Origin of the sequence: Nesterenkonia sp. PF2B19, from assembly GCF_001758425.2 — a bacterium.
Lineage (GTDB): Bacteria > Actinomycetota > Actinomycetes > Actinomycetales > Micrococcaceae > Nesterenkonia > Nesterenkonia aethiopica.
This window is the reverse complement of sequence record NZ_MDSS02000006.1, coordinates 77,756-102,850: the sequence shown is the minus strand read 5'-3', so window position 1 is coordinate 102,850 and position 25,095 is coordinate 77,756. Positions and strand designations below refer to the sequence as shown.

The window sequence follows — 25,095 nt, the reverse complement described above, 5'->3', positions numbered from 1 at the left end:
GCGGGGTCGGACGACGGTGTGGAGTGCGTGGGCGGACGAGCGGCGAGAGGTGGAGGGGGACACCAGTCACGGGCTGAAGCCTTCGAGGAGGAGCTTCTCCCGCACGGTCCGCCGGGCGATCTTCCCGTAGCCGGAGCGTGGCAGGTCCTCCCAGAAGACCACGTGACGCGGCACCTTGTAGCGTGCCGTCCTCTCCCGCAGCCAGTCGCGGAGCTCGGCCCCTGTCAGGTGGGTGTCGGCTCGGCGGACGCAGACGGCGACGCCGACCTCGCCCCACTCCGGATCAGGCATGCCCAGGACCACCGTCTCCCGGATGTCCTTGTGCTGCAGGATGTGCTCTTCGATCTCCCGCGGATGGATGTTCGAGCCACCCGAGATGTACATGTCGGAGACCCGACCGGTGAGGAACAGGAAACCGGATTCGTCGAGCAGTCCCACATCGCCGGTGCGGAACCATCCGTTCCTGAAGGCGTCGCGGGTGGCGGTCGGGTTGTTCAGGTATCCGGCGAAGACGGCGGGGCCCGCCACACAGATCTCTCCCGGTTCCAGAGCAGGCAGGGCGCGGCCGTCGTCGTCCTGCACGCTGATCTCCATCCCGGTGCGTGGCAGCCCGCACGTCGAGAAGGGGACCCCTGGAGGAGAAGGGTGATCGTGGAGATCAGCGGGAAGGACCGTGATGTTCCCCGTGACCTCGCCGAGTCCGTAGTACTGCACGAGGACGTCACCGAGAGTCTCCCTAGCTGTGGCGAGATCCGGAGAGGGCATGGGAGCGCCGGCGTAGATGACATGTCGCAGACTCGAGTGGTCCCGCGAGCGGGCTTCAGGCGCCTCCACCAGACGCTTCAGAATCGTGGGGACGGTGAAGGTGTTGGTGACCTTCTCCCGCTCCACCAGCTTCCAGATCTCAGCGGCGTCCAGGCGCGGGGACGTCGGCAGCACCGTGGCGGCGCCTCGACTCACCTGGGAGAGCAGGTGGATCCCGGCGCCGTGGGACAGCGGCGCGACGACGATCGAGCGGTCCTGTGCGCTGAGGCCCGGCATCAGATCTGCCAGATGGTTGGTGACGACGAATCCGAGCTGGTCGTGGGAGAGCACCGCCGCCTTTGACCTGCCGCTGGTGCCGGAGGTGAAGAAGTACCAGGCATGGTCTCCGCGCTCCCGAGGGCTGTCGACGACGCGTCCTCGGGCTCGGGTCATCCGCTGCAGCGTGCCGTCCTGCGGCGCCTCGCTCTCTGGGCGCCCGTCCGGCTCCTCCGTCGGACCGTCGTCGAGCCAGAGATGCTGGAGCCCGGGGACGGCGGCGCGGACCGCGGCGACATGCGTGGCCGTCGAGGAATGCGCGATCATCAGGGTCGGCTGGCAGACCTCGGCCAGCCCGGCGAGTTCCGCGGGATGCAGCCGCGAGTTCACCGGCGCCACGGTGGCTCCCGCGCGCCAGACGCCATACATGGCCTGGATGTATTCCGGCGAGTTGGGCCCGTCGAGCATCACACAGTCGCCTGCGCCTACGCCGCGGCGGGCCAGCTCCTCGGCGACGGCGGAGCACCGCGCGTCGAGCTCCTGCCAGCTCCAACGATCGTCCCCCTGGATGATCGCGTCGTGGGCCGGAAGTCGACGGGCGATCTGAGTCAAGGCGTGGGAGAGATTGACCGCGCGGGCCTCCGGGGCCACTCCGCTCATACTGCCTCCAAGACGGAGGCATAGTTCGTGACCGCCGAACCTCCCATGGTGAAGACCGCGGCGACCCCGGCGTCCGCGATCTGCATGGCTCCGGCCTCTCCTGTCAGCTGCAGCGACGCCATGACGTGCTGCGAGACCCCTGTGGCGCCGATCGGGTGGCCCTTCGCCTTGAGGCCGCCCGAAGGGTTGACCGGCAGCGGCCCGTCGCGGTCCGTCAGCCCGTCGGCCAGGGCCGTGCCGGCCCGTCCTCGCGGAGCGATGCCGAAGGCCTCGTACTGCAGGAGCTCGGCGATGGTGAAGCAGTCATGCGTCTCGATCAGATCCAGCCCGCCTACGGACACTCCGGCCTCCGCGAGGGCTCCATGGAAGGCAGCCCCTGCGCCGGCGAACTCGAGAGGATCGGATCGGCGGGCCAGCGCCAGATGGTCGTAGGCCTGCGCGCGGCCGCGGAAGCGCACGGCTCGGCGAGCCCGGCGGGCGACGTCCGCCGAGGCGACCACCACCGCGGCTGCTCCGTCGGAGACGAGTGAACAGTCTGTCCGCAGCAGGCGTCCGACCACGCTGGGGTTGGCGTGAGACTCAGTAGCGCAGAATTCACGGTCGAGGGGGCGTCGGAGGTGAGCCCACGGGTTGTCGACGGCGTTGCGGTGGTTCTTCGCCGCGATCCGCGCCATCGCCTCACGGGGGTCGGAGAACGTCTCAGCGTAGAGATCCGCCAGCTGCGCGAAGATTCCCGCGAAGCTTCCCGCCGATTCTTCGGTCCGGCGGTGAGCGGATGAGAGGAGGATGTCATGGATCTCGGGACCCGGCGTCGCCGTCATCCGCTCCGCACCGACGACGAGCACAGCACGTGCCCGCCCCGCCTCGATCTTCTCGATGGCCGCGACCAGGGCCGCCGCTCCTGTGGCGCAGGCGTTCTCGGAGCGTGTGGCGGGGATGCTGGCGAGCTGCGGTTCGCCTGCGCCGACGAGCGCGGCTTCGAAGCCCTGGCGAGAGAACCCGTTGTTGTAGACGCCGACGCTGACGGCGTCGATGTCGGTGGTCTCCAGCCCGGCATCGGTGATCGCTTGGGTGCTGACCTCAGCCATCAGTGATTCCAGGTGGACATCGGCATGTTTGCCGAATGCTGTGTGCGCCCAGCCGATGAGATGTGGTGGTGAGGCCATCGGACGGTCCCTTCTCCATGATGCGCGGTGCCGGTGTGCGGGCGGACGGTCAGCCGATCGCGGATCCTCCACAGACCTTCAGAGTCTCACCGGTGACGAAACCGGCGCGGGGCGATGCGAGGTATGCGACGGCGGCTGCGATGTCATCCGGCGTGCCCATGCGTGGGACAGCCTGGTGGTCGAGCGGATAGTCGACGTCCTGGGTCAGGGCGGTGGCGATCGGACCGGGGGCCACCGAGTTCACGGTGATTCCGAGCGAGCCCACTTCTTTGGCCACCCACTTCGAGAACGCGATGATGCCGCCCTTGGAGGCGGCGTAGGCGGGACCGGAGCGGCCTCCTCCTGCGCCCGAGGAGAACGGGCCGCCCATGATCCCCGAGATGGAGCTGATGTTGACGATCCGCCCGTATCGTCGGTCCCGCATATGGGGGTATATCGCCGCCTGCGTCATCAGGTACGTGCCGGTGAGGTTGGTGTCGAGGTCGCGGGCCCAGGTCGCGTCGTCCATCGCTTCGAGGTCGATGCGGGCGGCAGTGCCCGCATTGTTGACGACGACGTCGATCCGTCCGTGCTCGCGGGCGACGGCGTCGACGCATTCGTGGACCTGACGGCGGTCGCTGACATCGACTGACCAGCCGGTGGCTCGGGGTCCGAGCGACTCAGCGGCGTCCTCCGCGCCCGCGATGTCCAGCACGTTCACCTGGGCCCCTCGGGAGAGCAGCTCATCGACGACAGCCCGGCCGATGCCTCGCGCGCCGCCGGTGACCAGGCAGACCTGGTCCTCGAACTCGCGCATCCGCACGGGGCTGGGCTGTGGCGTGTTCATGGTCAGACTCCCAGAAGGTCGGGCAGCCAGTTGCTCAGCTGAGGGATGAAGGTCACCAGCATCAGGACGACCAGTCCGGCGCCGAGGAAGGGCCAGACTCCGCGTGTGGCCTCCGCGTAGCTGATCTTGGCGATGCTTCCTGCGACCAGCAGATTGACTCCCACCGGAGGCGTGACGAGCCCCAGGGCGAGATTGATCGTCATCATGACACCGATGGTCGTGATGTCCATTCCCAGTTCCAGCAGGACGGGGACCAGCAGGGGGACCAGCAGGTAGAAGGCGGAGACTGCATCGAGGAACATCCCCGCGATGAGCAGGATGACGTTGATCAGGAGGATCAGCAGGATGACGTTGGTGGTCAGGGACAGCAGCGACTCGGAGACGCGGGCCGCGATGCGGTTGCTGGTGATGACGTAGGCGTAGAGGGAGGCGGCGGCCACGATGATCATGATGCGAGAGGACTGTACGCCTGCGGTGGTGAAGACCTTCAGCACGTCGGCCAGTCTCAGATCCCGGGTGACCACCAGGCCCACCAGCAGGGCGTAGACGCAGGCCACCGCAGCGGATTCGGTCGGCGTGAAGATTCCCCCGTAGATGCCGCCGAGGATGATGACGGGCACGAGCAGGCCGGGTATCGCCCGTAGGAAGGCCTGGAGGATCTCACGCAGGGAAGCACGGTCGGTCCGCCGGCCGACGTCGGCATCAGGATCCACCGTGTCCTCGAGGGTGATGATGCCTTCGGTGGCGTGGTCGCCTTGGGGAGAGCCAGATGCTGACTGTCGGTCGTGACCAGTGGTCGACGCAGGGACCGCGCCGAGACGCGCTGCACCGCGGCTCAGGTTCTCACCGGCTGTGTCGCGCAGACTCTCGAACTGCCGGGGGAGGAATCGGGCCACGAGATAGAACGCCAGCCCCATCAGAATTCCAGGGACGACGCCGGCCATGAACAGCCTGCTGATGGAGACCCGCTCGTGGTCGCTCGCCACGACGGCGAACACGATGAACGCGATGCTCGGGGGGATCACGATGCCCATGCCGCCGGCGCTGGCGAGGAGCGAGGCGGCGTGTCGCTTCGAGTAGCCGTGCTTCACCAGCGCAGGGATCAGCACGGCCCCCAGCGCCGCGACGGTCGCGGGGCCCGAGCCGGAGATCGCCGCGAACAGCAGAGCAGCGATGATCGCCGTGAGTGCGAGGCCGCTTTTGCGATGGCCCACACAGCGATCCGCGAGCTCGACGAGACGAGTCGAGATGCCGGTGAGCTCCATGATGACACCGGCGAGGATGAAGAACGGGATCGCCAGCAGGGTCTCCGAGGACAGAGAGGCGTACATGACGCCGGCTGCCGGATTCAGCGCGTGGGCGCCGGAAGCATAGAGGATCGCGATGACGGCGGACAGGCCCATGGAGAATGCGATGGGCATCCCGAGGAAGACCAGCACCAGGAAGCTGCCGACCAGGATCAGCTCGATCACGGCAGCACCTCCCTGCCCTCGGCCTGAGACGACGCGGCCGCGCGGCGCAGTTGGATGACTCCTGCCTGGACCGACCGGACGGCACCGAGTGCGGCGCCCACGGGCAGCGCCATGGAGAAGACCCACTGGGGAACCCCGAGCGCGGGGGTGACCCGCCCCTGAGCCATCTGGCGGGACGTCATCTCCCAACCCAGCCACAGGAAGACCAGGAAGAAGACCAACGTGCCGACCGCGATCAGGGCGATCAGAGACGTGCGGAGCACTCCCGTGGCCATGGCGGGGAGCAGATCGAAGCCGGGATGGGTGCCCAGCCTCACACCGGCGGCCGCCCCGACCATCGTCAGCAGGACCGCGAGATTCACGACGATCTCGGTGGTGAAGGCCAGGGAGCCGTGGAGGAAGTAGCGACTGACGACATTGGCGAAGTACACCCCGGTCATCGTGATGAAGGCCAGGACGATGACCGTGTTCTCCACCCTCGTGAGGACGGCGTCGACCATGGTCATTCCGGCTGGACGGCGTCGAGCAGCTCCTCGGTCCAGCTGTCCGCGTGGGCGTCGTAGACGGGCTCCATCGCGTCGCGGAAGACTTGGATCTGGGCCTCGCTGAGCTCGGTGATCTCCATGTCCTCGCTCAGCTCCTCGAGCTGCTCGGCCTCCCGTTCACGGTTCTGGCTGATCTGCAGCTCGTTGGCCTCGGTGGCGGCCTCCTGGACGATCTGCTGATCCTCGGCGCTGAGGGAGTCGAAGAGCTCAGCGTTCATGCCCAGGATCAGAGGATCGTAGACGTAGTTCCAGATGCTCAGGTGCCCCTGCACCTCCTGGAGCCCGCTGGAGTAGATGACGTCGAAGGGATTCTCCTGGCCGTCGATGGTGCCGGTCTGCAGGGAGGTATAGACCTCGGCGAAGTTCATGGTGGTGGGGTCCGCCCCGAGCTCGTTGAAGATGTCGAGGAAGAGGCCGGAGCCAGGGACGCGCACGACGAGGTTCGTCAGGTCATCCGGGCTGGTGACCTCGGTGTCCGTGGTGGTGAGCTGGCGGAAGCCGGACTCGCCGAAGCCCAGCATCTCCACTCCGAGCTCCCTACTGATCTCCTCGTAGGCTGCTCCGGCGCTGGCTTCGATGGTGGCTTCCGCCTGCTCGTAGTCGTCGTAGAGGAAGGGCGCGTTGATGGCGCTGAACCTGGAGTCGAGTCCGTCATAGATGATGGTCGAGTTGTACGAGAAGGCCTTGTCCCCGTTCATCAGCTGCTCGACGCCGGCTGCAGGGTCGCCGCCGGAGAGCTGCTCATTGGCGTGGACCGTCACCTGCATCCGTCCGTCAGAGCGCTCGTCGAGGACGTCCGCGAAATGTTCGGCGGCCTCATACCAGGTGGAGGTCTCGCTCGTGGTGATGGTGAAGTCCCAGCTGTAGGAGTCCTCTCCGTCTGCGGTGCCGTCGCCGCAGGCGGTGAGGGCCAGGCAGCCGGCTGCCGTCACGGCGGTGAGTCGAGCAATCGTCTTCATGGGTCCCCCTGAGGCGCAGATGTGAACTGGGACACGTCCCTGACTGTGAAGGCTGTCACATCTGGTAATACCAGTCAAGACGATCTCTGGGTGGTCCACGAGGGGCATCGGACTGGGCCCGTCCCGGCGGCGCGAACCGCCCCGTCCAGATTCCTGAGCCCCTCGAATCGTGTGGGGGCGGGAGAATCTTGTGGGGGCGTGGGAGCCTGCGTGGGGTGAGCTCGCTTCCGCTCAGGCGAACAGCCCCAGCGCGTTGATCGCCGTCTGCAGCACCCCGTAGGCCAGGGGGATCGCGACGACGGCCCAGGGCAGCCACAGTGGCACCCGCGGGGCTCCGGCCGGCTCGATGATCGGTGTCGCTGAGTCGTGGGCCGTCGTCGTCGGGTCCCCGGAAGACGTGCTGACGTGGTGCTTCTCGTCGACGGCACGGACCAGGACGTTCGCGATCAGCCCGATCACCAGCAGTCCCACCATGGTGAGCAGGGCGGGCCGGTAGTCCGCGGCGGTGAGGCTCCCGGGCTCACCTCGGGCGTCCAGGAAGCCGTTGATGATCAGCGGGCCCATCACGCCGGCGCAGGACCAGGCGGTGAGCAGCCGCCCGTGGATGGCCCCGACCTCCAGGGTGCCGAACAGGTCGCGCAGATACGCGGGGATCGTGGCGAAGCCGCCGCCGTAGAAGCTGAGGATGATGCCGGCCAGCAGGATGAACAGGATGACCGAGCCCGATCCCTGGAGTGCCAGCAGGGTGTAGAGCACCACGCCGCCGCCCAGGTAGAGCATGTAGATGTTCTTCCGGCCCACGAGGTCGGAAGTGGAGGACCACACGAAGCGGCCGGCCATGTTCGTCAGGCTGAGGAAGCCGACGAATCCGGCGGCCGCCGCACCGGCGAGCACCGTGGTCCCGTTCGAGCGGAAGAAGTCCTGGATCATGGGGGCTGCCTGCTCCAGGATGCCGATGCCGGCGGTGACGTTGCAGAACAGGATGATCCACAGCAGCCAGAACTGCGGAGTCCGCAGTGCCCGGTTTGCTGTGACGTGCCCGCTGGTGACCAGGGCCTTCTTCTTCTCCTGGGAGGGGTCGTAGCCCTCGGGCGTCCAGTCGGGGGCGGGGACGCGCTCCAGCCAGGCGCCGAACAGCATCACCGCCAGGTAGACGGCGCCGAGGGTCAGGAACAGCCCTGCGACGGCGGTCCCTGAATACACGCCGGTGGCGGGGTCATAGGCGGGGTCGTAGAGGCTCAGCAAGGAGGAGGACACGGGGCTGGCGATCATCGCTCCGCCGCCGAAGCCCATGATCGCCATCCCGGTGGCCAGTCCCGGGCGGTCCGGGAACCACTTCATCAGGGTGGAGACCGGAGAGATGTAGCCGATGCCCAGCCCGATGCCGCCGATCACCCCGTAGCCGAGATAGACCAGCCACAGCTGCGAGGTGAGGATCCCGGCCGCTCCGACCAAGAACCCGGTGGCCCAGCACACTGCCGAGGCGATCATGGCCCGCCGGGGCCCGTTACGGTCCACCCAGGTGCCGAAGATCGCGGCGGAGAGGCCCAGCATGACGATCGCCAGCGAGAAGATCACCCCGACGGCGGTCAGGCTGGTCTCGAAATGCGCCACCAACGAGGTCTTGTACACGCTGGTGGCATAGGCCTGGCCGATGCACAGATGGATGGACAGCGCCGCCGGTGGGATGAGCCACCGGTTGAACCCTGGGCCGGCGGTGATCCGCTGCAGGGACGCGGACCGCTCAGCGACGGCGACGGACATGGGACCTCCCGGGACGTGTGCTGCAGATCATGAAACCTGAGCGATGGTACGCCCCGATCCGTTGATTCTGTCAACAGGTGTGACCCGGAGATGGCCCTGACAGTCGGTTCAGCCCCGGACGATCCCCAGGACCTCGTCACGCACGGCCTCCATGACCTCGGTACTGTGCGCCTCGCCGTTGTAGCGCAGGAACGGCTCCGTGTTGGACGGGCGCAGGTTGAACCACCAGGTGCCGTCCTCGGCGCGGACCGTCAGGCCGTCCATGTGGGAGACGACGGCGTCTCGGTCGGCGAATGCCGCCAGCACCCGCTCGGCGGCGGCCTGCTTGTCCTCGACCTCGGAGTTGATCTCGCCGGAGGCCGCATAGGGGTTGTACTCGGCCGCCAGCTCGGACAGTGGGAGCTCCTGCTGCCCCAGGGCGGCCAGCACGTGCATGGCCGCGAGCATGCCGGTGTCTGCGTTGAAGAAGTCCCGGAAGTAGTAGTGGGCCGAGTGTTCCCCGCCGAACACGGCCTGCTCCTCGGCCATGACCGCCTTGATGAAGGAGTGTCCCACGCGGGTCTCGACCGCACGGCCTCCTGCGGACTCCACCAGCTCCGGCACCGCCCGGGAGGTGATGAGGTTGTGGATGATCACCGGGGTCTGCTCACCTTCGGTGCGGGCCCGGGCGATCTCCCGGCGCGCCACCAGTGCCGTCACGGCCGAGGGGGAGACCGGCTCGCCGCGCTCGTCGATGACGAAGCACCGGTCGGCGTCGCCGTCGAAGGCCAGTCCGATGTCCGCCCCGTGCTCCCGCACCGCGGCCTGCAGATCCCGCAGGTTCTCCGACTCCAGCGGGTTCGCCGGATGGTTCGGGAAGGTCCCGTCGAGCTCGAAGTACAGCGGCACGATCTCCAAGGGCAGTGTCGGCAGGATCTGGTCGCCCAGCACGGCGGGCGTGGTCAGCCCGGCCATGCCGTTGGCGGCGTCCACCACCACCTTCAGGGGCCGGGCCCCCGAGAGGTCCACCAGGGAGCGCAGATACTCCGCATAGCCGGTCAGCTGGTCGGCCGACTCCACGGAGCCGATCCGCCCGGCGGTCGGGATCGTCACCCCCGCGCAGCCGGGGGCGTCCAGGTACGCCTGGGCGGCGTCACGGATCTCCAGCAGCCCGGTGTCCGCGGACAGCGGCACCGCACCGGCGCGGGACATCTTCATCCCGTTGTAGGCCGCCGGGTTGTGGGAGGCGGTGAACACCACCCCCGGGGCCTGCAGGGTGCCGGAGGCGAAGTACAGCATGTCCGTGGAGATCAGGCCCAGCTGCACGACGTCGGCGCCACGGGTCCGGGCGCCTTCGGTGAAGGCGGCTGCGAAGGCCTCGGAGGAGGGGCGCATGTCCCCTCCCACCAGCACTTGGCGGCCGGCGAGGTCCAGCACGTCCACGAACGCGGCGCCCACCGCCCGCACGGAGTCTTCGGTGATGGTCTCGCCGACGAGACCGCGGACGTCATAGGCCTTGAAGGAGGCGGAAAGATCGATGCTCACCAGATCATCGTAAGCCAGTGCCGTCACAGATCGGCTCCTCCCACCGGGGTCAGGTCGCCCGGCGTACAGTGAGATGAGTGACAGCCGACGACGCCCGTGCCCCCGGCCCGGACCGTTCCGGTGCGGAGCCCGGGACACCCGCCTACCGCCGCCTGCTGGCCGCCCTGTTCGTCATCGGCGTCGCGACCTTCGCCCAGCTGTACTCCCCGCAGGGACTGCTGCCCGTCATCGCCGCCGATCAGGGCGTCTCCGCCGACCAGGCCGCCCTGATGATCTCCACCGCCACGCTCGGGCTGGCTCTGGGCGTGATCCCCTGGTCCTACATCGGGGACGCGAAGGGGAGGAAGCCCGCCATGGGCTGGGCCGTCGGACTGGCCTGTCTGTTCGCGCTCGCCGCCGTCGTCGTGCCCGAGTTCTGGATGGCGCTGGGTGTGCGCTTCCTGGAAGGGCTCATGCTGGGCGGAGTCCCGGCGCTGGCGGTGGCCTATCTCAGCGAGGAGGTCCACCCGCGGGCCGCGGCGGTGGCCGCGGGCACCTACATCTCCGGCACCACAGTGGGCGGACTCACTGGGCGGCTGGTGGCGGCTCCGGTGGGGGAGCAGCTGGGATGGCGCCTCGGCATGCTCGCCGTCACGGCGTTGGCGGTGGTGTGCGTGGTGGCGTTCCTGCGGCTGGCGCCTCCGGCGGTGCGCTTCACCCCGCGCCGGAGCCGCATCCGGGAGGCGCTGGCCTCGCTGACCGGCAACCTCCGCTCGGCGGCCCTGTGGGTCATCTACCTCCAAGGCTTCCTCACCATGGGCGGCTTCGTGGCGATGTACAACTACCTGGGCTTCCAACTGGCGGGGCCGCCGTTCCAGCTGCCGGTGTGGCTGGCCTCCTTCGTGTTCCTGGCCTACCTGGCCGGCACCTGGTCATCGCCGCGGGCCGGTCGGCTGGCGGCCCGGCGTTCGCGTCGGTCGGTGCTGCTGCTGGGCAACGCGGTGATGGCCTCCGGGGTGCTGCTGACGCTGGTGCCGAGCCTGCCGGTGGTGATCCTCGGCATGGTGGTGCTGACCGCCGGGTTCTTCGGCGCCCACGCGGTGGCAGCCGGATGGGCCGGCGCGTCCGCTGTGGCGGGGCGGGCCCAGTCGGCGTCGCTGTACAACCTGGGTTACTACGCCGGGTCCTCGGTGTTCGGATTCCTGGGCGGCACCTTCCTCCACCTGGCCGGATGGCCGGGGACGGTGGGCATGGTGTTGGCGCTGGTCGCCGTGGCGACGGCGGCGGCGGCCCTGGTGCTTCCGCGGGACTGAGCGCAGCCACGGCACCGGATGTGACCCCGCAGACACCGTCCAGGTGCCTGTCCTAGACTGGCCGTGTGGAGTTTCTCGCAGTTATCGCACTGGCCGTCCTGCTGTTCCTCGGGATCCGCCTGCTCCTTCAGCGCCAGGGGCAGCGCCTGAACAAGCGGATCAATGAGGCCGTCACCCCGGAGAACGCCCGGATGGCGGCGAAGGTGCTCACCGATGAGCAGCATCGCGAGGTTTATCAGGCCATCGCCGCCGACGATGGGCAACGGGCCCTGGCGCTGTTCAAGCACGCCACCGGGGCACCGGTGAAGGACTGCATCATCGCGGTGCAGGCCCTGCATCGTTACCCGCAGGCCTCCCCGTCGGAGCTGCGTCTCCAGGAGGAGCTGGACGGCGGGGCACCGGCCCCGGGCTCGGACACGGCCTCCTCGGCCGCCTCGCCTGCCGGATCTGCCGCCAGCGCAGACGACGGCGAGTACGTCGAGGACGTCATCGACGGGGTCCGCGACGAGGCCGGCCGGGAGGAGGGGCCCATCGCCGAGGCCGACCCGGAGACCGGAGAGATCCTGGGCGACAACAGCCAGGACGTGCCGGACATCCCCGGCGGCCGCCCCCGGATGACGGATCCGCACGGCTCAGCGGTCTCCGGAGGGTCCGCGGACTCGGCCACGTCGGCCGCCTCCGCCGAGTCTGCCGGCGAGGATGAGGTGGACGCGAAGGCACGCCGCCTGATGGAGGAGTCCGGCTTCTCCCTGGACGAGGAGCTCACCATCCCGGAGGACTGGGCCCAGGAGGATCAGGAGCTGGCGGGGTTCCACCTGGAGGTCCAGCGCGGAGATGAGAAGATCACGCTGTCCCACGAGGACCTCGAGCCGTGGGTCCATGACCAGCTCTATGCTCTGCTGCGCGACGACCACGTGGACGAGGCCGCCACGCTGCTGGCGGACCACTCGCCGCTCACCCAGGAAGAGGCACATAAGTTCCTGGTGGTGTTCAAGGATCAGAGCTGACCTGCCGGAGCTGATCCGCCGGCGCTGACAGGTCTGGGCCGGCGGCGAGCTCAGTCGCCGGAGAGCTGCTGCTCGAGCTCTCGCTGCAGGCGCTCCAGCTCCTCCTCGTCGATCTCGCCGCCCCACTGCTCCAGCAGCTGCCGGACGTCGTCGGCATCGGCGTCCTCGATCTGCTGTTCGATGTCGTCGAGCACATCCTGGGGCAGGAGGTCGGCGGGGCCGCCGCCGTCGTCCTCAGCGGGCTCCAGCGGGCCCTCCTCGTGCTGGTCGGCGTCCTCGACCAGGTTCTCCTGGAGCAGATCGACCTCCTCGAAGATGGCGGTGATGAATATGCCGCTGATGATGTGCACCGCGAGGGAGATGGCGGTCCCCAGTGCACCGGTGATGAGCCCGGCGATGCCGAACCCGCGCCCGTTGCGGCGCATGATCGCGATGATGCCCAGGATGACCGCCAGGGGGCCGAGAAGCAGGCTGAGCAGTCCGATGAGCGGGAGGACGCTCAGCAGCAGGGCGATGATGCCGAAGACCATGGAGGTGACGCCCAGGCCGGTGGGCGGAGTCGGGGCGGGGACGTAGCCGCCCCAGGTGGGCTGACCGGGGGCATAGCCGTACCCGTATCCCGCGGGCTGCCCCGCGCTGTCCCCAGGTCCGCCTCCCGACGGAACGGCGGAGTGGCCCTGAGGCTTCGGAGAGGGGTGCCGGGACCAGTCAGCGTGCGGGTCATGGGGCGTCGGATAGCGGGGTTCCTGGCCGGGATCCTGGCCGGGGTGGCGGCTGTGGTCATGACCCACGGGCCCGGGAGGGGCGGCCTCGTAGGGGGACGGGTCGTACGGCGCGTGGCTGTGCGGGGACGGGTCGTGCGGGGACGGATAGTGCGGCCCGGAGCCGAACTCCTCGGGCTCACCCGATCGGCGCGGATCGTGCGGTGCGTCTGGCATCGTCCCCTCCGTAGGTCCTGGACCGGTGTGGTCGGCCGCTGGACACCAGTGTGCCAGCATCCCCCGGACGTGCCTGACGGACGCCGCCCGGTGGTCAGGGCCGGTGTTCACCGCCCGGGTTCGGAGCCCGTGGGCGGTGACGGGAGGAGCCGATTCGCGGCGTCGTATGAGGAGGATTACACTCCTTGCGGGTCTGTCGCCGCCGCCACCCGGGAGCCGTCAGCCCTGCCCGCCCGACCCCGGCGGATCCGACTCGGGACGGACCGTCCCGGATGTGCGAAGGAGCATGCCTGTGTCGACACCCACCCACGCCGTGCCGCCGGAGAAGGCCATCCCCGAGGCGTCGGACGTCCCGCGATGGAACCAGTTCGACACCAGCTGGACGATCGCCCTCTTCGGCACCGCGGTGGGGGCCGGTGTCCTGTTCCTGCCCATCAATGCGGGCCTGGGCGGCCTGTGGCCCCTGCTGGTGGCCACGCTGCTGATCGGGCCGATGACGTACTTCTCCCACCGAGCGCTCTCCCGGATCATCTGCGCCTCCCCGCGGCCGGACCAGGACATCACCGGTGTGGTCCGGGCCTACTTCGGCGAGAACGCCGGCCGGGTGATGACGGTGCTGTACTTCCTGGCCATCTATCCCATCGTCCTCATCTACGGGGTCGGCATCACCAACACGGTGGAGAGCCTCATGGTCAACCAGCTGGGGCTGGAGCCGTGGCCCCGCTGGCTGCTCGCCGCGGTGCTGGTGCTGGCGATGTCGGCGGTCATGGTGGCCGGTCGTCGGGTCATGCTGGTGGTCACCCAGGCGCTGGTGTACCCGCTGATCGCCGTGCTGTTCGCCGTGACGCTGATGCTGATCCCGTCCTGGTCCCTGGACGGCTTCGGCGCCGCCCCGGCGTTGGGGGACTTCTCCCTGGCCGTGTGGATGATGATCCCGGTGCTGGTCTTCGCGTTCAACCACTCCCCGGCGATCTCCCAGTTCTCCGTCTCACTGCGTCAGCGCTACGGAACGGGCTCGGTGCGTAAGGCGTCGTCTGTGCTGCGCGTCACCACCCTGCTGCTGGTGGTGTTCACCATGGGATTCGTCTGGTCCTGCGTGCTGGCCCTCGGGCCCGAGGGGCTGCAGGAGGCCCGCGATGCCAACCTGCCGGTGCTGGCGCACCTGGCCAATGTCATGGACATGCCGATCATCGCCTGGCTGGGCCCTGCGGTGGCCATCGCCGCCATCGGCTCCTCCTTCTTCGGGCACTGGCTGGGTGCCGCCGAAGGGGCCAAGGGCATCGTCCGCGGGATGGCCGACCGCACGGGCGACCGGATCGGCGACCGTGCGCTGACCATCGGGGTGAGCGTGTTCCTCATCCTCACCACATGGTTGGCGGGCGTGCTGAACCCCAGCATCCTCTCCCTGATCGAATCTCTCGCCGGCCCGGTCATCGCCGCGGTCCTGTACCTGATGCCCATGTATGCGATCCACCGGGTGCCAGCCCTGGCCCGGTTCCGTGGCCGGGCCTCGAACGTGTTCGTCGTGGTGGCCGGCGTCGTCGCCGTCAGCGGGATCCTGCTGGGCCTGCTGCGCTGAACGGCCGCGGCGGTGAACAGCAAGAAACCGGGTGAGGCGCCGGCGCCGACGGAGTTGACGCCCCAACGGGCCAAGCGTTGACTGAAGACATGGCCACTGTGACGCTGCTCAATGGAGCTCCTGCCAGCGGCAAATCGACGTTGGCCGGCCTGCTCGCCCGTGACCGGGCCATGACGCTCGTCCTGGATGTCGATTCCGTCCGTGGGGCATTGGCGCGCTGGGAGGAGGACCCGACGGAGGCGGGCTGGTCCGCTCGTCGGCTCGCCCTGGCGATGTGCGAATGCCACCTCGCCGCTGGCCATGACGTGATCGTTCCCCAGTTCCTTCAGCGCGAGGAGTTCATCGACCAACTCGAAGACGTGGCTGCCCAGGCAGGTGCCCGATTCCTGGAGCTGTGCCTGGTGAGTTCGCGCGACCAGGCGGCGGCACAGTTCGACGCACGAGCCGGTTCCTTGCAGGCGAATCACCGTGCAGCCACGATGCTCCAGTCCGCGACAGACGCGCGGCCGGTTGAGGAGCTCTACGACGCGATGATCGCCATGATCGAGAACCGCCCCCAGACGCTTCGGGTGAACATCGTTCCGGGGGACGTGCACGAGTCCCTCATCCGGCTGCGGGACGCCACGGCACAGGGAGCACGCTGATGCGGCACCTTCACGCTGGTCGGCTCCGGAGCTCTTCTCGTGCTCGCACAGGACAGGCCCCTGACCAGAAATCCCTGGTCAGGGGCCTGCTCATGAGCGGAGCGCGTGGGATTCGAACCCACGGTACGGGGTTGCCGCACACCGGTTTTCAAGACCGGCTCCTTCGGCCGCTCGGACAGCGCTCCCGGTCATCAGGGTCCTCGACACGCTGGCGCGCTCGGAGATTCCTCCGCGGACGCACCTGCCGATGTGAAAACCTAGGCTCAGACTATACGTGAGACCCCGCCCCGGCATCGAGTCGGACGGCGTGGGCCGACGTCGGCCGGTCAGCGCCGGAGCGGCCCACTCCCGCAGCGGTGGGGCCGCACGTCCAGGAGGACCACCGATGATCGACTTCACCGCGGCACACAACGCACGCACCTACTCCGGGCGGCGCGCCCACCCCAGCTGGTCTGCGCACGTCACCGGGCTCGTGGACCCGCGCGCCGCCGTCGTCGTGGACCTGGGCTGCGGGGGCGGCATCTACAGCCGAGCCTGGCGGGAGCTCGGTGCGGAACGCGTCATCGGCGTGGACTCCAGCGCCCCCATCCTGGCCAGTGCGACGGCGGAGCACGGTGCCGATCCGCAGATCACCTTCCACCGGGGTGACGCCACCGCCACCGGCCTTCCGGAGGCCTGCGCCGACGTCGTGTTCTCCCGGGCCCTGGTCCATCACCTCCCGGACCTGCGGGCCTTCGCCGAGGAAGCCCGGCGCCTGCTGCGGCCGGGCGGGACGCTCATCGTCCAGGACCGCACCGTCGAGGACGTCTCCCAGCCCGCCGACGTCGACCTCGCCGCCGCAGAGCTCGCTGCGCCGGACCTCACCGCCGCGCACCTCACTGCGGCCGCCCTCCCGGGCGATGCCCGGCACGTGCGAGGCTGGTTCTTCGAGGCCTTTCCCCGCCTGCTGCAGGTGGAGGCCGCCCGTCGGCCCGGTGCTCAGGAGCTGACCGAGGCGCTGGAGGAGGCCGGGGTCCACGTGGAGGTGAGCACGCTCTGGGAGGTCCGCGCCGAGCATCCGGATCGCGAGAGCCTGCTGGCCGACGTCGCCGCCCGCACCGGACGCAGCATCCTGCATGAACTGGATGACGCCGAGCTGGCCCGCTTGGTGGACGTCCTGCGGGCCCAGCTGCCGGAGGGCGGAGTCACCGAGGTCGACCGCTGGACGCTGTGGACGGCCCGGACCCCGCAGTCGTCGTCCAGTGGCCAGCAATGACGCCGTCTGGCCTGTCGGACCGGCGTGTCAGAGCGCAGATGCCGTCTTCCGAGGCCACTCGTTCCAGAGGAAGGGAGCACCATGAGAGCAGTCGAATACACCGACGCCGGCGGCCCGGAGGTCGTCGCGCTCACGGAAGTGTCGGATCCGGTCCCTGCCGCCGGGGAGGTTCTCATCGACGTCGCCGCGGCCGGACTCAACAGAGCTGACGTCATGCAGCGCCGCGGCGTCTACCCGCCCCCGGCAGGGGCTTCCCCGATCCCCGGGCTGGAGGTCTCGGGTCGCGTGGCGGCCGCCGGACTGGGCAGCCCCGCGGCCGTGCAGGAGCTCGTCGGCGTCGACGTCGTCGCCCTGCTGGCCGGCGGAGGCTACGCGGAGAAGGTGGTCGTCGATGCCCGGCACGTGCTCCCCGTGCCGGCGGGTGTGGACGTGGTGGACGCCGCCGGGCTCATCGAGGTGGCCGCCACCGTGCACTCCAACCTGCGCGGAGAGGCCCGGGTGCAGCCGGGGGAGACCGTCCTGGTGCACGGCGGCACCGGCGGCATCGGCAGCTTCGCGCTGCAGTATCTGCACGCCCTCGGGGCCAGGACCCTCACCACCGTGGGCAGTCCGGAGAAGGCGCGGCTGGCCCGCAGCCTGGGGGCCGATCACGTCATCGACTACCGCGAGGAGGACATCGGTGACCGGGTCTCCGAGATCACCGACGGCCGTGGCGCCGACGTGATCCTGGACGTCATCGGAGCCAAGTACCTGCAGACCAACCTGCGCAGCCTGGCGGTGGACGGACGGCTGGTGATCATCGGGCTGCAGGGCGGGCGGAAGGCCGAGGCTGACCTGGGACTCATGCTCGCCCGCCGACTGCGGATCATCGCCACCACGCTGCGCTCCCGGGACGCGGCGACCAAGGCCGGCATCGTCTCCGGAGTGGGGGAGGAGCTCTGGCCGCTGATCGAGCAGGGACGGATCCGCGTGCAGACCGACCGCGTCTTCGCCGCTGACGACGCAGCGGCTGCCCACGACTACTTCGACAGCGGTGCCCACAGCGGCAAGATCCTACTGAGGTTCTGACGGGCTCCTGTCCTCTCCCCACGGCCCTGTGCTGACGTGGGTAGACTGTCTGATCGACGACGTCCGTCGCAGGTCCGACCGTCCGGCGCCGCCGGCCCAGCACGCAGGTGGAGGGAAGCATGAAGCTCTTCGCAGGCCGCCGTCGTGCCCGCCGACTGGAGAAGGAGCTGGGCGACGGACTCTGGCGGCAGGCCCACGACCGGTTCGTCCGGGGCCTGGATCGCTATCACCAGGTGGTCGAGGGTGTGGACGACGACGTCGTGCACAATCACCTGGTCGCCATCGGGGACGAGCTGGCCGACCAGCTCCCCGCGGTGCGAGACCTCTGCCGCCACGCCCACCGGCTCTTCCCCGCTGAGGGGATGAACATCCCGGGCCGGGCCTCGGAGCTGCACTCATGCCTGTCCAAGGCCGCCAACCACGTAGCCACCACGCCGAGGCCGCCGCGATGGTGCGCGTGGGCAGTGCGGAGGTGCTCTCCGTGCGCCGCCGCGCGGACCGGGTGCTGGCCAGCCTCCAGGACGCGGAGTCCGCTCTGGAGCGGGCGCACTGAGCGGCGCCCGCGACTGCGGGGTCTTCTGGTGATATCCCCGGCGCTGGCCTATAGTGGCCGGGCTGGAGCCCACGGGCACCGGCCCGCCCCCACATCAGGACCCAAGGAGCATGAGACCGCATGAGCACCCAGGATCCCCGTGCTCTTGCCGAGGACATCCTCGACGGCGTGGGCGGCGCCGCGAACGTCACCTCCTCCGCGCACTGCGCCACCCGGGTCAGGGTGGTGCTGCGCGACGAATCCGCCGTCCGTGCTGAGACGCTGAGGGCGCTGCCCGGTGTCATCACCGTGATCCGAGCCCACGGGGAGCTTCACGTGGTCACCGGGGAAGGCGCTGAGCTCGTCCACCAGGAGCTGGAGCTGCTGACCCGCCGTCCCGCCGGACCCATGCCGGAGCTGGAGCTCTCCACCGCGGTGCTGTCGGTCCGCGGGCTGGGCAGCCGCATCGTCACCATGCTCGCCGCGGTGTTCACCCCGGTGATCTGGCCGTTGGCCGCCGCAGGGCTGCTCAAGACCGTCGTCGTGGTGCTCGGCGAGCTCGGATGGCTGAACCCTGAGGCCGGGACGTTCACCGTGCTCAGCGCCGTCTCGGAGGGCATCTTCCTGTTCCTTCCTCTCTTCTTGGCGGTGACCGCGGCACGACGGTTCGGTGCCCAGCCGTTCACGGCCATGGCGGTGGCCGCCGCCTTGGTGTACCCCTCGATCCTGGACCTGGGGGAGGCCCAGTCACATACCGCCGCCCCCACGGGATCGTTGCTGGGGGTGCCGTTCCCGATCATGGTCTTCGCCGCCTCGGTGATCCCGATCCTGCTGGTGGTGTTCGTCCAGGCCTGGGTGGAGCGCACGCTGGACCGCATGCTGCCGGCCGCCGTGCGCAGCGTGGGCACCCCGCTGGTGACCCTGCTGCTGGTGGTCACCGGGGCGCTGGTGCTGCTGGGCCCCATGGTGGTGATCACTGGGGAGGCCTTGGTGGCGCTCGTGGTGGGCGTGCTGGAGTCCACCCCGTGGCTGGCCGGAGCAGTGCTCGGCGGCCTGTGGCACGTGCTGACCATCCTGGGGCTGCAGTGGGGCATGCTCGGGACCATCGCCGAGTCCGTGGGCACCGGCATCGCGGGAGTCCCGACGGCGGCGACGCTGCCCGCGGTCATCGCCGCCGCGGTGGTGGCCCAGGCCGGGGCCGCCGGTGCGGTGCTGCTGCGCACCCGTTCTGCCGCGCGTCGGAAGATCGCCGGGCCTCCTCGGTGGCGGGCCTGGTGGGCGGGTCTCCGAGCCGATGATCTACGGGGTCACCCTTCCGCTGAAGAAGCCGTTCCTGTTCGGCATGCTCGGCGGAGAGGTCGGCGGTGCGCTCACGGCGGCCTCCGGGGCGGCCGCCGTGAGCGCAGTCCCGCCCGCGCTGGCCGGTGTGCCCGCAATGACGGCCCACGGGTCAGCAGCGCTGCTGCTGGGCGGGCTGGCGCTGGCTCTGGCGGTCGGATTCGTGCCCACCCTGCTGCTGGTGGACCGGGAGGGACCCGACGAGGACCCCGACGCCGAACCCGACCCCGAACCGCCGACCACCACCTCGATGTCGCCGGTGGTGACGCCGACGCCCTCCGCGGCGGAGCAGCGGGGAGGGCGGGCCGACACGCCGTCGATGGTGGAGGTCATGGCCCCGTTGCCCGGGCGGCTGCTCCCACTGGACGCGATGGACGATGAGCTCTTCGCAGACGGCACCATGGGCCCCGGCGTGGCGATCCGCCCGGTCAGTGGCCACCTGGTGGCTCCGGTGGCAGGAGTGGTGATCGCCGCACCGTCCGGCGGGTACGCCTACGGGATCCGGACGGACGACGGCGTCGACATCCTGGTCCACTGCGGAAGCCGCACCCCGACGTTGAAGGGCGAGGGCTTCACCCCGGCGGTGCGTCCCGGGGACCGGGTGGAGGTCAGCCAGCCGTTGGTGGATGTGGATCTGGAGCTCGTGCACGGGGTCGGCTTCGACGCGATCACCGCAGTGGTGGTGACCAACGCGCAGGACTTCGCCTCGGTGACGCCCGTCGCTGTCGACGAGGTCGAGCCCGGTGACCTGGTGATGACTGTGATCACCGGGGAGAAGGAGCAGCCCGCGGACCAGGCCGACGAGGAGCGCGACGCCGGCGCTCAGGGCTGAGGCCGGTGCATCCTCAGTCGGTCCTCGCCACGGATCCTGAAGTAGTCGGCCGGCCCGCCGCCGCGCAGCAGCGGGTCCGCGGCCGCCGTCTGGTAGACCCCGTCGTCGAGCAGCGACTCGTCGAGGTGGACGCCGACGACCTCCCCGAAGACCATCCTCGCCGGGGTGTCCTCACCGGAGGCGTCCGTCAGGCGCAGGATCTGGGTGCGGCGGCACTCGAAGACCACGCGGGCCTGGCCCACATGCGGCACGCTCACCACCCGGGAGGGCGCGGCGGTGAGCCCGGCCAGCTCGAACTCGTCGATCTCGGTGTCGACGGCCGCCGAGGTGGCGTTCATCTGCTCGCCCAGCTCCGTGGTCACCAGGTTCCAGCAGAACTCGCCGGTGGCTTCGATGTTGGCGACGGTGTCCTTGTGCCCGATGCTGGAGAACGCGATGAGCGGCGGCGTGTAGTTGACCGCGTTGAAGAAGCTGTAGGGTGCCAGGTTCAGCCCTCCCTGCACCGTGCTGGTGGACACCCAGCCGATCGGGCGCGGGGCGACGATGGCGTTGAACGGGTCGTGGGGCAGCCCGTGCCCGGCGGAGGGCTCGTAGAAGTATGAGGTGCGCACGTGCGTGAGCCTAGCAGCGGCCTCGGCCGCGGACTCAGGCGGAGGTGAGCAGGCCGGCCCGGCGACGGGCCAGGTCCACCAGGTCCACTCGGTCCAGCATGTCGATCTCCTCGGGAGCGAACCATGCGACGTCGTCGGTGGTGCCGTCCTGCTCCACGCGCAGGGAGCCGCCGGTGATGCGGGCGCGGTAGATGATCCGCAGCGCCTGCAGCGGGGTGCCGCCGTGCTCGGCCCGACGCCGGTCGCCGGGGATGATGAGGCTGCCGACGTCGAGGAGCTCGCCGGGCTCGATCTCGTAGCCCGTCTCCTCCATGACCTCCCGCACCACGGTGTCGTGCGGGTGCTCCCCGGGGTCCATGCCTCCTCCGGGCAGGGTCCAGCCCGAGCCCAGGGTCTCGTCGCGCCAGTGGGGCAGCAGCATGCGGCCCTCGTCGTCGATGATCACGGCGTATGCGCCCACTCTCAGGTCCACGATCCCGCACTCTAGCATCGTGGACCGCGCGGAGCCGGTCCAGGTCGGAGCCTCACGACCGGTCGCTCGGGAGCGTCCACGCTCCATGGTCGTCAGTGGGTGGCGATAGTCTCGGCCGATGACGTCCTCCCGCCGACACACCGGCCGCCCCGCCAGCCGCCCAGCGGCCCGCTCCAACTCCCGTCGCACCTCCTCCGGCGAGATCCCGAGACCGCACCCACCGCGACTGGACCTCGCCGCGCCGACGGGCCTGGTCGACGGTGACGCCTCCGAGCTGCTGTTCAGCCAGCATGCCGAAGGCCTGCGCCTCATCGGTGAGACGCTCCACGGGGAGGACCTCACCGGGGCCCGGATCGTCGACAGCGAGCTCATCGACATCGTGCTGCAGGAGGTGACGCTGACGGGGGCGACGGTGGCGGAGACCCGTCTGCAGCGGCTGGCGAGTCCTCATCTGGCTGCGCCTCGCTCCACCTGGCGCGCGGTGGAGGTCCTCGGCTCCCGGGTGGGAGTGGCGGAGCTCTACGAGTCCGGCCTGTCCGAGGTCCGGGTGGCCGAGTCCAAGATGGATCTGGTGAACCTGCGCGGCGCGTCCCTGACAGACGTCGAACTCAGCGGGTGCACGCTGACCGAGCTGGACCTGGGTGGGGCCAGCGTGCGTCGGCTGCGCGTGACGGACACCGGCATCGGCACCCTGGACCTCAGCGGAGCGTCTCTGGATCATGTGGACCTCCGGGGCGCCCGGCTGGAGCGCATCATCGGGCTCACCGGACTGCGTGGGGCGACCATCAGTCCGGAGCAGCTCGTGGAGCTGGCCCCTGCGCTTGCCGAGCATCTGGGGCTGGATGTGCGGGTCTGACGGGCGTCGTCGCGCGTCCCGGATTCGGGGCCGGTCAGTCCTCCGCGGTGCGCCACCGGGCGAAACCGCCCTCGGTGTGCAGCACCTGCCCGGTGATCCATTCGGCCTCTGGGGTCATCAGCCACGCGATGAGGCGGGCCGGATCGTCGGGCTCTCCGAACCGGCCGCGGGGGAACATCGAAGCCACCTGGCTCCAGAGCTGGGGTGTCATGTAGCCGGTGTCCACCGGCCCGGGGTTGACGGTGTTCACGCGGATTCCTGTGGGGGCGACCTGTGCGGCGATCGTGGTGGTGATGCCGGCCAGTGCGGCTTTGGCCGCGCCGTAGGCGATCTCTCCGGTCAGCGGGCCCTGGCCCTGCCCCGAGGTCATGAAGACGATCGAGGCGTCCCTGCCGTCCCGGTGGTGGTGCAGGAATCGCTGGGCCAGCAGGATCGAGGCGCGAGCGTCCACGGCCCAGTGGCGGTCCAGCAGCTGCTCGGTCAGCTCACCGAGGCCGCCGTCCGAGCCGTTGAGCGCCTGGTTGCACACCAACCCGTCCAGGCCGCCGAAGGTCTCGACGGCGGCGTCGACCACGCGGTCTGGGGCGCCGGTCTCCGTGAGGTCGGCTCCGAGCTCCTCGATCCGCGCTCCCGGGATCGCATGGGAGGCCACGCTGGCCAGCACCGCCTCGAGATCGTCGGCGCCGTAGGGCTGGTCGGCGTCGTGGGGGCTGTGATGGTGGCAGAAGACGTCGGCGCCGTAGGCGGCGAGCCGGCAGGCGACGGCATGACCGATGCCGTCCCGGCGACTCACGCCGGTGACCAGCATCCGTCGACCCCGCAGGGGGAGAGGATCTCGGCGCAGGGGGCTGGGACTGTCGGTCATGCGCCCATCGTAGATGCGGTTCGTCGGGGAGCGGCATGAGTCGGCGAGTGGTGAGCTGGTCACGCGCCGGCGGAGCCGCCGCCGGCGTCGGGGTCGGCGTCCGTGTCGGCGTCGGTGTCCTTCCCCGCGTCCGCATCGGCGACCGTGTCGGGGCGGCGGTAGACGGGGATCAGGCGCCCCTCGGGGTCGAGACGGCCCAGCATGGCTTCGGCGATCTCCCGCAGCTGGTCGACCTGCTCGGCGGTGAGTGCATCGATGACGTGGTGACGCACCGTGGCCACGTGGCCCGGGGCGGACGCCTTCACCTTCTCCCAGCCGATCTCGGTGAGTTCCACATGGGTGGCGCGCGCGTCGTCGGACGACGGCGGCGCCGGACGAGGCCGCGGTCCTCCATGCGTCGGATGACATGGGACAGGCGGGGAAGTGTGGCGTTGGTGCGCACGGCGAGCGTGCTCATCTGCAGGGACTGGCCTTCGGTCTCGGAGAGCACCGCGAGCACGTAGTACTCGAAGTGGGTCAGGCCGGCGTCGTGGCGGAGCTGGGAGTCCAGCACGCCGGGGAGCAGTTCGAGCACGGCGGTCAGCCGCACCCAGGCGGCCAGCTGTCGGGAGTCCAACCATTGCGCGTCCACAGGTCGATTCTTGCGCACCGGGGTTGATGGGACAACTGTTGTACCCTACATTGATTGTCGCAACAACCTGCGAGTCGCGGGTCGGCCCGGTGTGTTCCGGGGCCCGCGGACGATTCTGTGTCTGCTGCGGCAGGTGCTGACGAAAGGACGTTCTGAGATGAAGACGCTGCTCAACCCGTCGGCCGGTGTCCCGGCGCTGACGGATCTGGCCCTGCTGGTCGCGCGAGTGGCGCTGGGGGTGATCCTGGTGGCCCATGGCTGGCAGAAGTTCGACGAGTGGACCGTGGCCGGCACGGCCGCCTCCTTCGAGGGGATGGGTGTGCCGGCCGCATCGGTGAGTGCTGCGGTGGTCACGGGCGCGGAACTGATCGGCGGTGTGCTGCTGATCGTGGGGCTGTTCACCCCGATCGCCGCGGCGGTCAACGCGGTCTCCATGGTGGTGGCCCTGTTCCTGGTCCATGCGCCGGCGGGCCTGTTCGTCTCTGAGGGCGGCTACGAGCTGGTCCTGGCGATCTTCGCCGGTCTGGTCATCCTGGTCGCCACAGGGGCCGGCCGCTTCAGTGTGGACCGGCTCATCGCCCCGGCACCGCGGCGTCGTGCGAAGGTGCGCAGTTGAGCTGTGCGAAGGTGCGCAGTTGAGCTGTGCGAAGGCGCGGAGTTGACCTGTGTGAGCCGGTGGACCGGAGGCTCGTCTCGGGCGTCCTGTCGGTGCGCGGTGGTAGCCTCCGTGGCATGAGGACGACGTGGGTCACGGTGGCGTGGGTCGCTGCGGCGCTCGTGGCGGTCGGATGTTCGAAGGACCTCGACCCCAGCGAGCTGGAGGTGACGGATGCCCGGCATGGCGCGGACCCCGGCGGGGACCTCGGGGAGCTGGAGGTGACCCTGGGTGGGGAGACTCATCGGGTCGCCCCGTCGGAGGTCCTGTGCTCAGGACCCCCGGGGGAGGTCCATCACCTGATCGCGACCACCGGTGACGACTCCTCGCGTGTCGAGGTCGCGGGCGAGGATTTCGCCCAGGTGCGCCTGGAGGGCGCCGAGCGTCCACAGGAGACGACGTCTCCCGACGGCATCGAGCTGGGGGAGGCGCAGGTGGAGTTCGCCACCGCGGCAGTGGGCGATGCCGAGGTGGAGGGCACGTTGCACTGCTCGGAGTGGGAGGACTGAGGATGACCACGGAGCTGGGACGGGAGCCCCTGCGCGGGCCGGCCCTGGTGCGTGCGGCAGCGCAGATCGCCGCCG

Annotated in this window: 26 protein-coding genes and 1 tRNA gene; 12 read left to right on the top strand and 15 right to left on the bottom strand. The window is 69.7% G+C overall.

Annotated elements, in window-relative coordinates; translation table 11 throughout:
• Positions 1–66 precede the first annotated feature (66 nt).
• From BCY76_RS03280 to BCY76_RS03245, 8 genes are all read right to left on the bottom strand, one after another.
• Positions 67–1,680: an AMP-binding protein gene (locus BCY76_RS03280; protein WP_083277512.1), complete on the bottom strand. Its 1,614-nt coding sequence runs from the start codon at positions 1,678–1,680 to the stop codon at positions 67–69.
• The gene (locus BCY76_RS03275; protein WP_070160306.1) at positions 1,677–2,846 is read right to left on the bottom strand and encodes a thiolase domain-containing protein; all 1,170 of its coding nucleotides are present in this window, start codon (positions 2,844–2,846) and stop codon (positions 1,677–1,679) included. The genes BCY76_RS03280 and BCY76_RS03275 overlap by 4 nt, the downstream gene beginning before the upstream one ends.
• Before the next feature lie 49 nt (positions 2,847–2,895).
• Positions 2,896–3,672, bottom strand: a complete 777-nt coding sequence (locus BCY76_RS03270) for an SDR family NAD(P)-dependent oxidoreductase (protein WP_237089934.1) — start codon at positions 3,670–3,672, stop codon at positions 2,896–2,898.
• A 2-nt stretch (positions 3,673–3,674) separates the two neighbouring features.
• Positions 3,675–5,144 (bottom strand): TRAP transporter large permease, encoded by a 1,470-nt coding sequence (locus tag BCY76_RS03265; RefSeq protein ID WP_070160310.1) that lies wholly within the window; start codon positions 5,142–5,144, stop codon positions 3,675–3,677.
• On the bottom strand, positions 5,141–5,644 hold the full coding sequence (locus BCY76_RS03260) for a TRAP transporter small permease (RefSeq protein WP_070160328.1): 504 nt from the start codon (positions 5,642–5,644) through the stop codon (positions 5,141–5,143). The genes BCY76_RS03265 and BCY76_RS03260 overlap by 4 nt, the downstream gene beginning before the upstream one ends.
• A 2-nt stretch (positions 5,645–5,646) precedes the next feature.
• Positions 5,647–6,648, bottom strand: coding sequence for a DctP family TRAP transporter solute-binding subunit (locus BCY76_RS03255; RefSeq protein WP_070160311.1), 1,002 nt, complete (start codon positions 6,646–6,648; stop codon positions 5,647–5,649).
• Positions 6,649–6,879: 231 nt separating this feature from the next.
• The gene (locus BCY76_RS03250; RefSeq protein ID WP_070160313.1) at positions 6,880–8,412 is read right to left on the bottom strand and encodes an OFA family MFS transporter; all 1,533 of its coding nucleotides are present in this window, start codon (positions 8,410–8,412) and stop codon (positions 6,880–6,882) included.
• 108 nt (positions 8,413–8,520) lie between these two features.
• The gene (locus tag BCY76_RS03245; RefSeq protein WP_083277515.1) at positions 8,521–9,936 is read right to left on the bottom strand and encodes a phosphomannomutase/phosphoglucomutase; all 1,416 of its coding nucleotides are present in this window, start codon (positions 9,934–9,936) and stop codon (positions 8,521–8,523) included.
• A gap of 77 nt (positions 9,937–10,013) precedes the next feature.
• On the opposite strand from BCY76_RS03245, the gene BCY76_RS03240 reads away from it, so the two are divergent.
• Entirely contained in the window at positions 10,014–11,228 is a 1,215-nt protein-coding gene (locus tag BCY76_RS03240; RefSeq protein WP_170922565.1) for an MFS transporter, read from the top strand.
• 65 nt (positions 11,229–11,293) lie between these two features.
• Positions 11,294–12,235: a hypothetical protein gene (locus BCY76_RS03235; RefSeq protein WP_085437151.1), complete on the top strand. Its 942-nt coding sequence runs from the start codon at positions 11,294–11,296 to the stop codon at positions 12,233–12,235.
• A 50-nt stretch (positions 12,236–12,285) separates the two neighbouring features.
• On the opposite strand, the gene BCY76_RS03230 is transcribed toward BCY76_RS03235, so the two are convergent.
• A complete protein-coding gene (locus tag BCY76_RS03230) occupies positions 12,286–13,173 on the bottom strand; it encodes a DUF4190 domain-containing protein (RefSeq protein ID WP_085437150.1) in 888 nt (295 codons plus the stop codon).
• Positions 13,174–13,459: 286 nt separating this feature from the next.
• On the opposite strand from BCY76_RS03230, the gene BCY76_RS03225 reads away from it, so the two are divergent.
• Together BCY76_RS03225 and BCY76_RS03220 are read left to right on the top strand one after the other, a co-directional pair.
• Positions 13,460–14,752: an HAAAP family serine/threonine permease gene (locus BCY76_RS03225; RefSeq protein ID WP_139827587.1), complete on the top strand. Its 1,293-nt coding sequence runs from the start codon at positions 13,460–13,462 to the stop codon at positions 14,750–14,752.
• An 89-nt stretch (positions 14,753–14,841) separates the two neighbouring features.
• Positions 14,842–15,396 (top strand): AAA family ATPase, encoded by a 555-nt coding sequence (locus tag BCY76_RS03220; protein ID WP_070160318.1) that lies wholly within the window; start codon positions 14,842–14,844, stop codon positions 15,394–15,396.
• A 97-nt stretch (positions 15,397–15,493) separates the two neighbouring features.
• On the opposite strand, the gene BCY76_RS03215 is transcribed toward BCY76_RS03220, so the two are convergent.
• Positions 15,494–15,581 (bottom strand) — tRNA-Ser (locus BCY76_RS03215).
• A gap of 200 nt (positions 15,582–15,781) precedes the next feature.
• Here BCY76_RS03215 and BCY76_RS03210 point away from each other — a divergent pair.
• The 5 genes from BCY76_RS03210 (at position 15,782) to BCY76_RS17930 (ending at position 20,421) form a co-directional block, all read left to right on the top strand.
• Positions 15,782–16,651, top strand: coding sequence for a class I SAM-dependent methyltransferase (locus tag BCY76_RS03210; protein WP_070160320.1), 870 nt, complete (start codon positions 15,782–15,784; stop codon positions 16,649–16,651).
• 81 nt (positions 16,652–16,732) lie between these two features.
• Positions 16,733–17,719: an NAD(P)H-quinone oxidoreductase gene (locus BCY76_RS03205; RefSeq protein ID WP_070160322.1), complete on the top strand. Its 987-nt coding sequence runs from the start codon at positions 16,733–16,735 to the stop codon at positions 17,717–17,719.
• 119 nt (positions 17,720–17,838) lie between these two features.
• Positions 17,839–18,396, top strand: a complete 558-nt coding sequence (locus tag BCY76_RS03200; RefSeq protein WP_336581848.1) for a hypothetical protein — start codon at positions 17,839–17,841, stop codon at positions 18,394–18,396.
• The gene (locus tag BCY76_RS03195) at positions 18,393–19,970 is read left to right on the top strand and encodes a PTS transporter subunit EIIC (protein WP_085437149.1); all 1,578 of its coding nucleotides are present in this window, start codon (positions 18,393–18,395) and stop codon (positions 19,968–19,970) included. The genes BCY76_RS03200 and BCY76_RS03195 overlap by 4 nt, the downstream gene beginning before the upstream one ends.
• Entirely contained in the window at positions 19,921–20,421 is a 501-nt protein-coding gene (locus tag BCY76_RS17930) for a PTS sugar transporter subunit IIA (RefSeq protein ID WP_170922564.1), read from the top strand. Before BCY76_RS03195 ends, BCY76_RS17930 begins: the two co-directional genes overlap by 50 nt.
• Here the strand turns inward: BCY76_RS17930 and BCY76_RS03185 are convergent.
• Together BCY76_RS03185 and BCY76_RS03180 are read right to left on the bottom strand one after the other, a co-directional pair.
• Positions 20,412–21,032, bottom strand: a complete 621-nt coding sequence (locus BCY76_RS03185; protein ID WP_070159687.1) for a flavin reductase family protein — start codon at positions 21,030–21,032, stop codon at positions 20,412–20,414. The two genes, BCY76_RS17930 and BCY76_RS03185, sit on opposite strands and share 10 nt — an antisense overlap.
• 34 nt (positions 21,033–21,066) lie before the next feature.
• Positions 21,067–21,504: an NUDIX hydrolase gene (locus BCY76_RS03180; protein ID WP_237089932.1), complete on the bottom strand. Its 438-nt coding sequence runs from the start codon at positions 21,502–21,504 to the stop codon at positions 21,067–21,069.
• A 118-nt stretch (positions 21,505–21,622) separates the two neighbouring features.
• On the opposite strand from BCY76_RS03180, the gene BCY76_RS03175 reads away from it, so the two are divergent.
• Complete coding sequence (locus BCY76_RS03175) at positions 21,623–22,360, top strand: pentapeptide repeat-containing protein (protein ID WP_083277445.1); 738 nt, start codon at positions 21,623–21,625, stop codon at positions 22,358–22,360.
• Positions 22,361–22,394: 34 nt separating this feature from the next.
• On the opposite strand, the gene BCY76_RS03170 is transcribed toward BCY76_RS03175, so the two are convergent.
• From BCY76_RS03170 to BCY76_RS03165, 3 genes are read right to left on the bottom strand one after another with little or no spacing between them, the layout of a single operon-like run.
• The gene (locus BCY76_RS03170; RefSeq protein ID WP_070159683.1) at positions 22,395–23,225 is read right to left on the bottom strand and encodes an SDR family oxidoreductase; all 831 of its coding nucleotides are present in this window, start codon (positions 23,223–23,225) and stop codon (positions 22,395–22,397) included.
• Positions 23,226–23,284: 59 nt separating this feature from the next.
• Complete coding sequence (locus BCY76_RS20210; RefSeq protein ID WP_336581839.1) at positions 23,285–23,530, bottom strand: hypothetical protein; 246 nt, start codon at positions 23,528–23,530, stop codon at positions 23,285–23,287.
• Positions 23,527–23,874, bottom strand: a complete 348-nt coding sequence (locus BCY76_RS03165) for a MarR family transcriptional regulator (RefSeq protein ID WP_336581837.1) — start codon at positions 23,872–23,874, stop codon at positions 23,527–23,529. The genes BCY76_RS20210 and BCY76_RS03165 overlap by 4 nt, the downstream gene beginning before the upstream one ends.
• 139 nt (positions 23,875–24,013) lie before the next feature.
• Between BCY76_RS03165 and BCY76_RS03160 the strand changes: the two genes are divergently transcribed.
• On the top strand, positions 24,014–24,472 hold the full coding sequence (locus BCY76_RS03160; RefSeq protein WP_070159681.1) for a DoxX family protein: 459 nt from the start codon (positions 24,014–24,016) through the stop codon (positions 24,470–24,472).
• 116 nt (positions 24,473–24,588) lie between these two features.
• On the top strand, positions 24,589–25,020 hold the full coding sequence (locus BCY76_RS03155) for a hypothetical protein (protein WP_139827586.1): 432 nt from the start codon (positions 24,589–24,591) through the stop codon (positions 25,018–25,020).
• The last annotated feature ends 75 nt before the right edge of the window (positions 25,021–25,095 follow it).

Bases quoted from the DNA above. Each gene is read 5' to 3' on its own strand.
- BCY76_RS03280 (WP_083277512.1), bottom strand. From the start codon at position 1,680: ATGAGCGGAGTGGCCCCGGAGGCCCGCGCGGTCAATCTCTCCCACGCC.
- BCY76_RS03275 (WP_070160306.1), bottom strand. From the start codon at position 2,846: ATGGCCTCACCACCACATCTCATCGGCTGGGCGCACACAGCATTCGGC.
- BCY76_RS03270 (WP_237089934.1), bottom strand. From the start codon at position 3,672: ATGAACACGCCACAGCCCAGCCCCGTGCGGATGCGCGAGTTCGAGGAC.
- BCY76_RS03260 (WP_070160328.1), bottom strand. From the start codon at position 5,644: ATGGTCGACGCCGTCCTCACGAGGGTGGAGAACACGGTCATCGTCCTG.
- BCY76_RS03255 (WP_070160311.1), bottom strand. From the start codon at position 6,648: ATGAAGACGATTGCTCGACTCACCGCCGTGACGGCAGCCGGCTGCCTG.
- BCY76_RS03250 (WP_070160313.1), bottom strand. From the start codon at position 8,412: ATGTCCGTCGCCGTCGCTGAGCGGTCCGCGTCCCTGCAGCGGATCACC.
- BCY76_RS03230 (WP_085437150.1), bottom strand. From the start codon at position 13,173: ATGCCAGACGCACCGCACGATCCGCGCCGATCGGGTGAGCCCGAGGAG.
- BCY76_RS03225 (WP_139827587.1), top strand. From the start codon at position 13,460: ATGCCTGTGTCGACACCCACCCACGCCGTGCCGCCGGAGAAGGCCATC.
- BCY76_RS03220 (WP_070160318.1), top strand. From the start codon at position 14,842: ATGGCCACTGTGACGCTGCTCAATGGAGCTCCTGCCAGCGGCAAATCG.
- BCY76_RS03210 (WP_070160320.1), top strand. From the start codon at position 15,782: ATGATCGACTTCACCGCGGCACACAACGCACGCACCTACTCCGGGCGG.
- BCY76_RS03205 (WP_070160322.1), top strand. From the start codon at position 16,733: ATGAGAGCAGTCGAATACACCGACGCCGGCGGCCCGGAGGTCGTCGCG.
- BCY76_RS03200 (WP_336581848.1), top strand. From the start codon at position 17,839: ATGAAGCTCTTCGCAGGCCGCCGTCGTGCCCGCCGACTGGAGAAGGAG.
- BCY76_RS03195 (WP_085437149.1), top strand. From the start codon at position 18,393: ATGAGCACCCAGGATCCCCGTGCTCTTGCCGAGGACATCCTCGACGGC.
- BCY76_RS17930 (WP_170922564.1), top strand. From the start codon at position 19,921: ATGGCCCCGTTGCCCGGGCGGCTGCTCCCACTGGACGCGATGGACGAT.
- BCY76_RS03175 (WP_083277445.1), top strand. From the start codon at position 21,623: ATGACGTCCTCCCGCCGACACACCGGCCGCCCCGCCAGCCGCCCAGCG.
- BCY76_RS03170 (WP_070159683.1), bottom strand. From the start codon at position 23,225: ATGACCGACAGTCCCAGCCCCCTGCGCCGAGATCCTCTCCCCCTGCGG.
- BCY76_RS03160 (WP_070159681.1), top strand. From the start codon at position 24,014: ATGAAGACGCTGCTCAACCCGTCGGCCGGTGTCCCGGCGCTGACGGAT.
- BCY76_RS03155 (WP_139827586.1), top strand. From the start codon at position 24,589: ATGAGGACGACGTGGGTCACGGTGGCGTGGGTCGCTGCGGCGCTCGTG.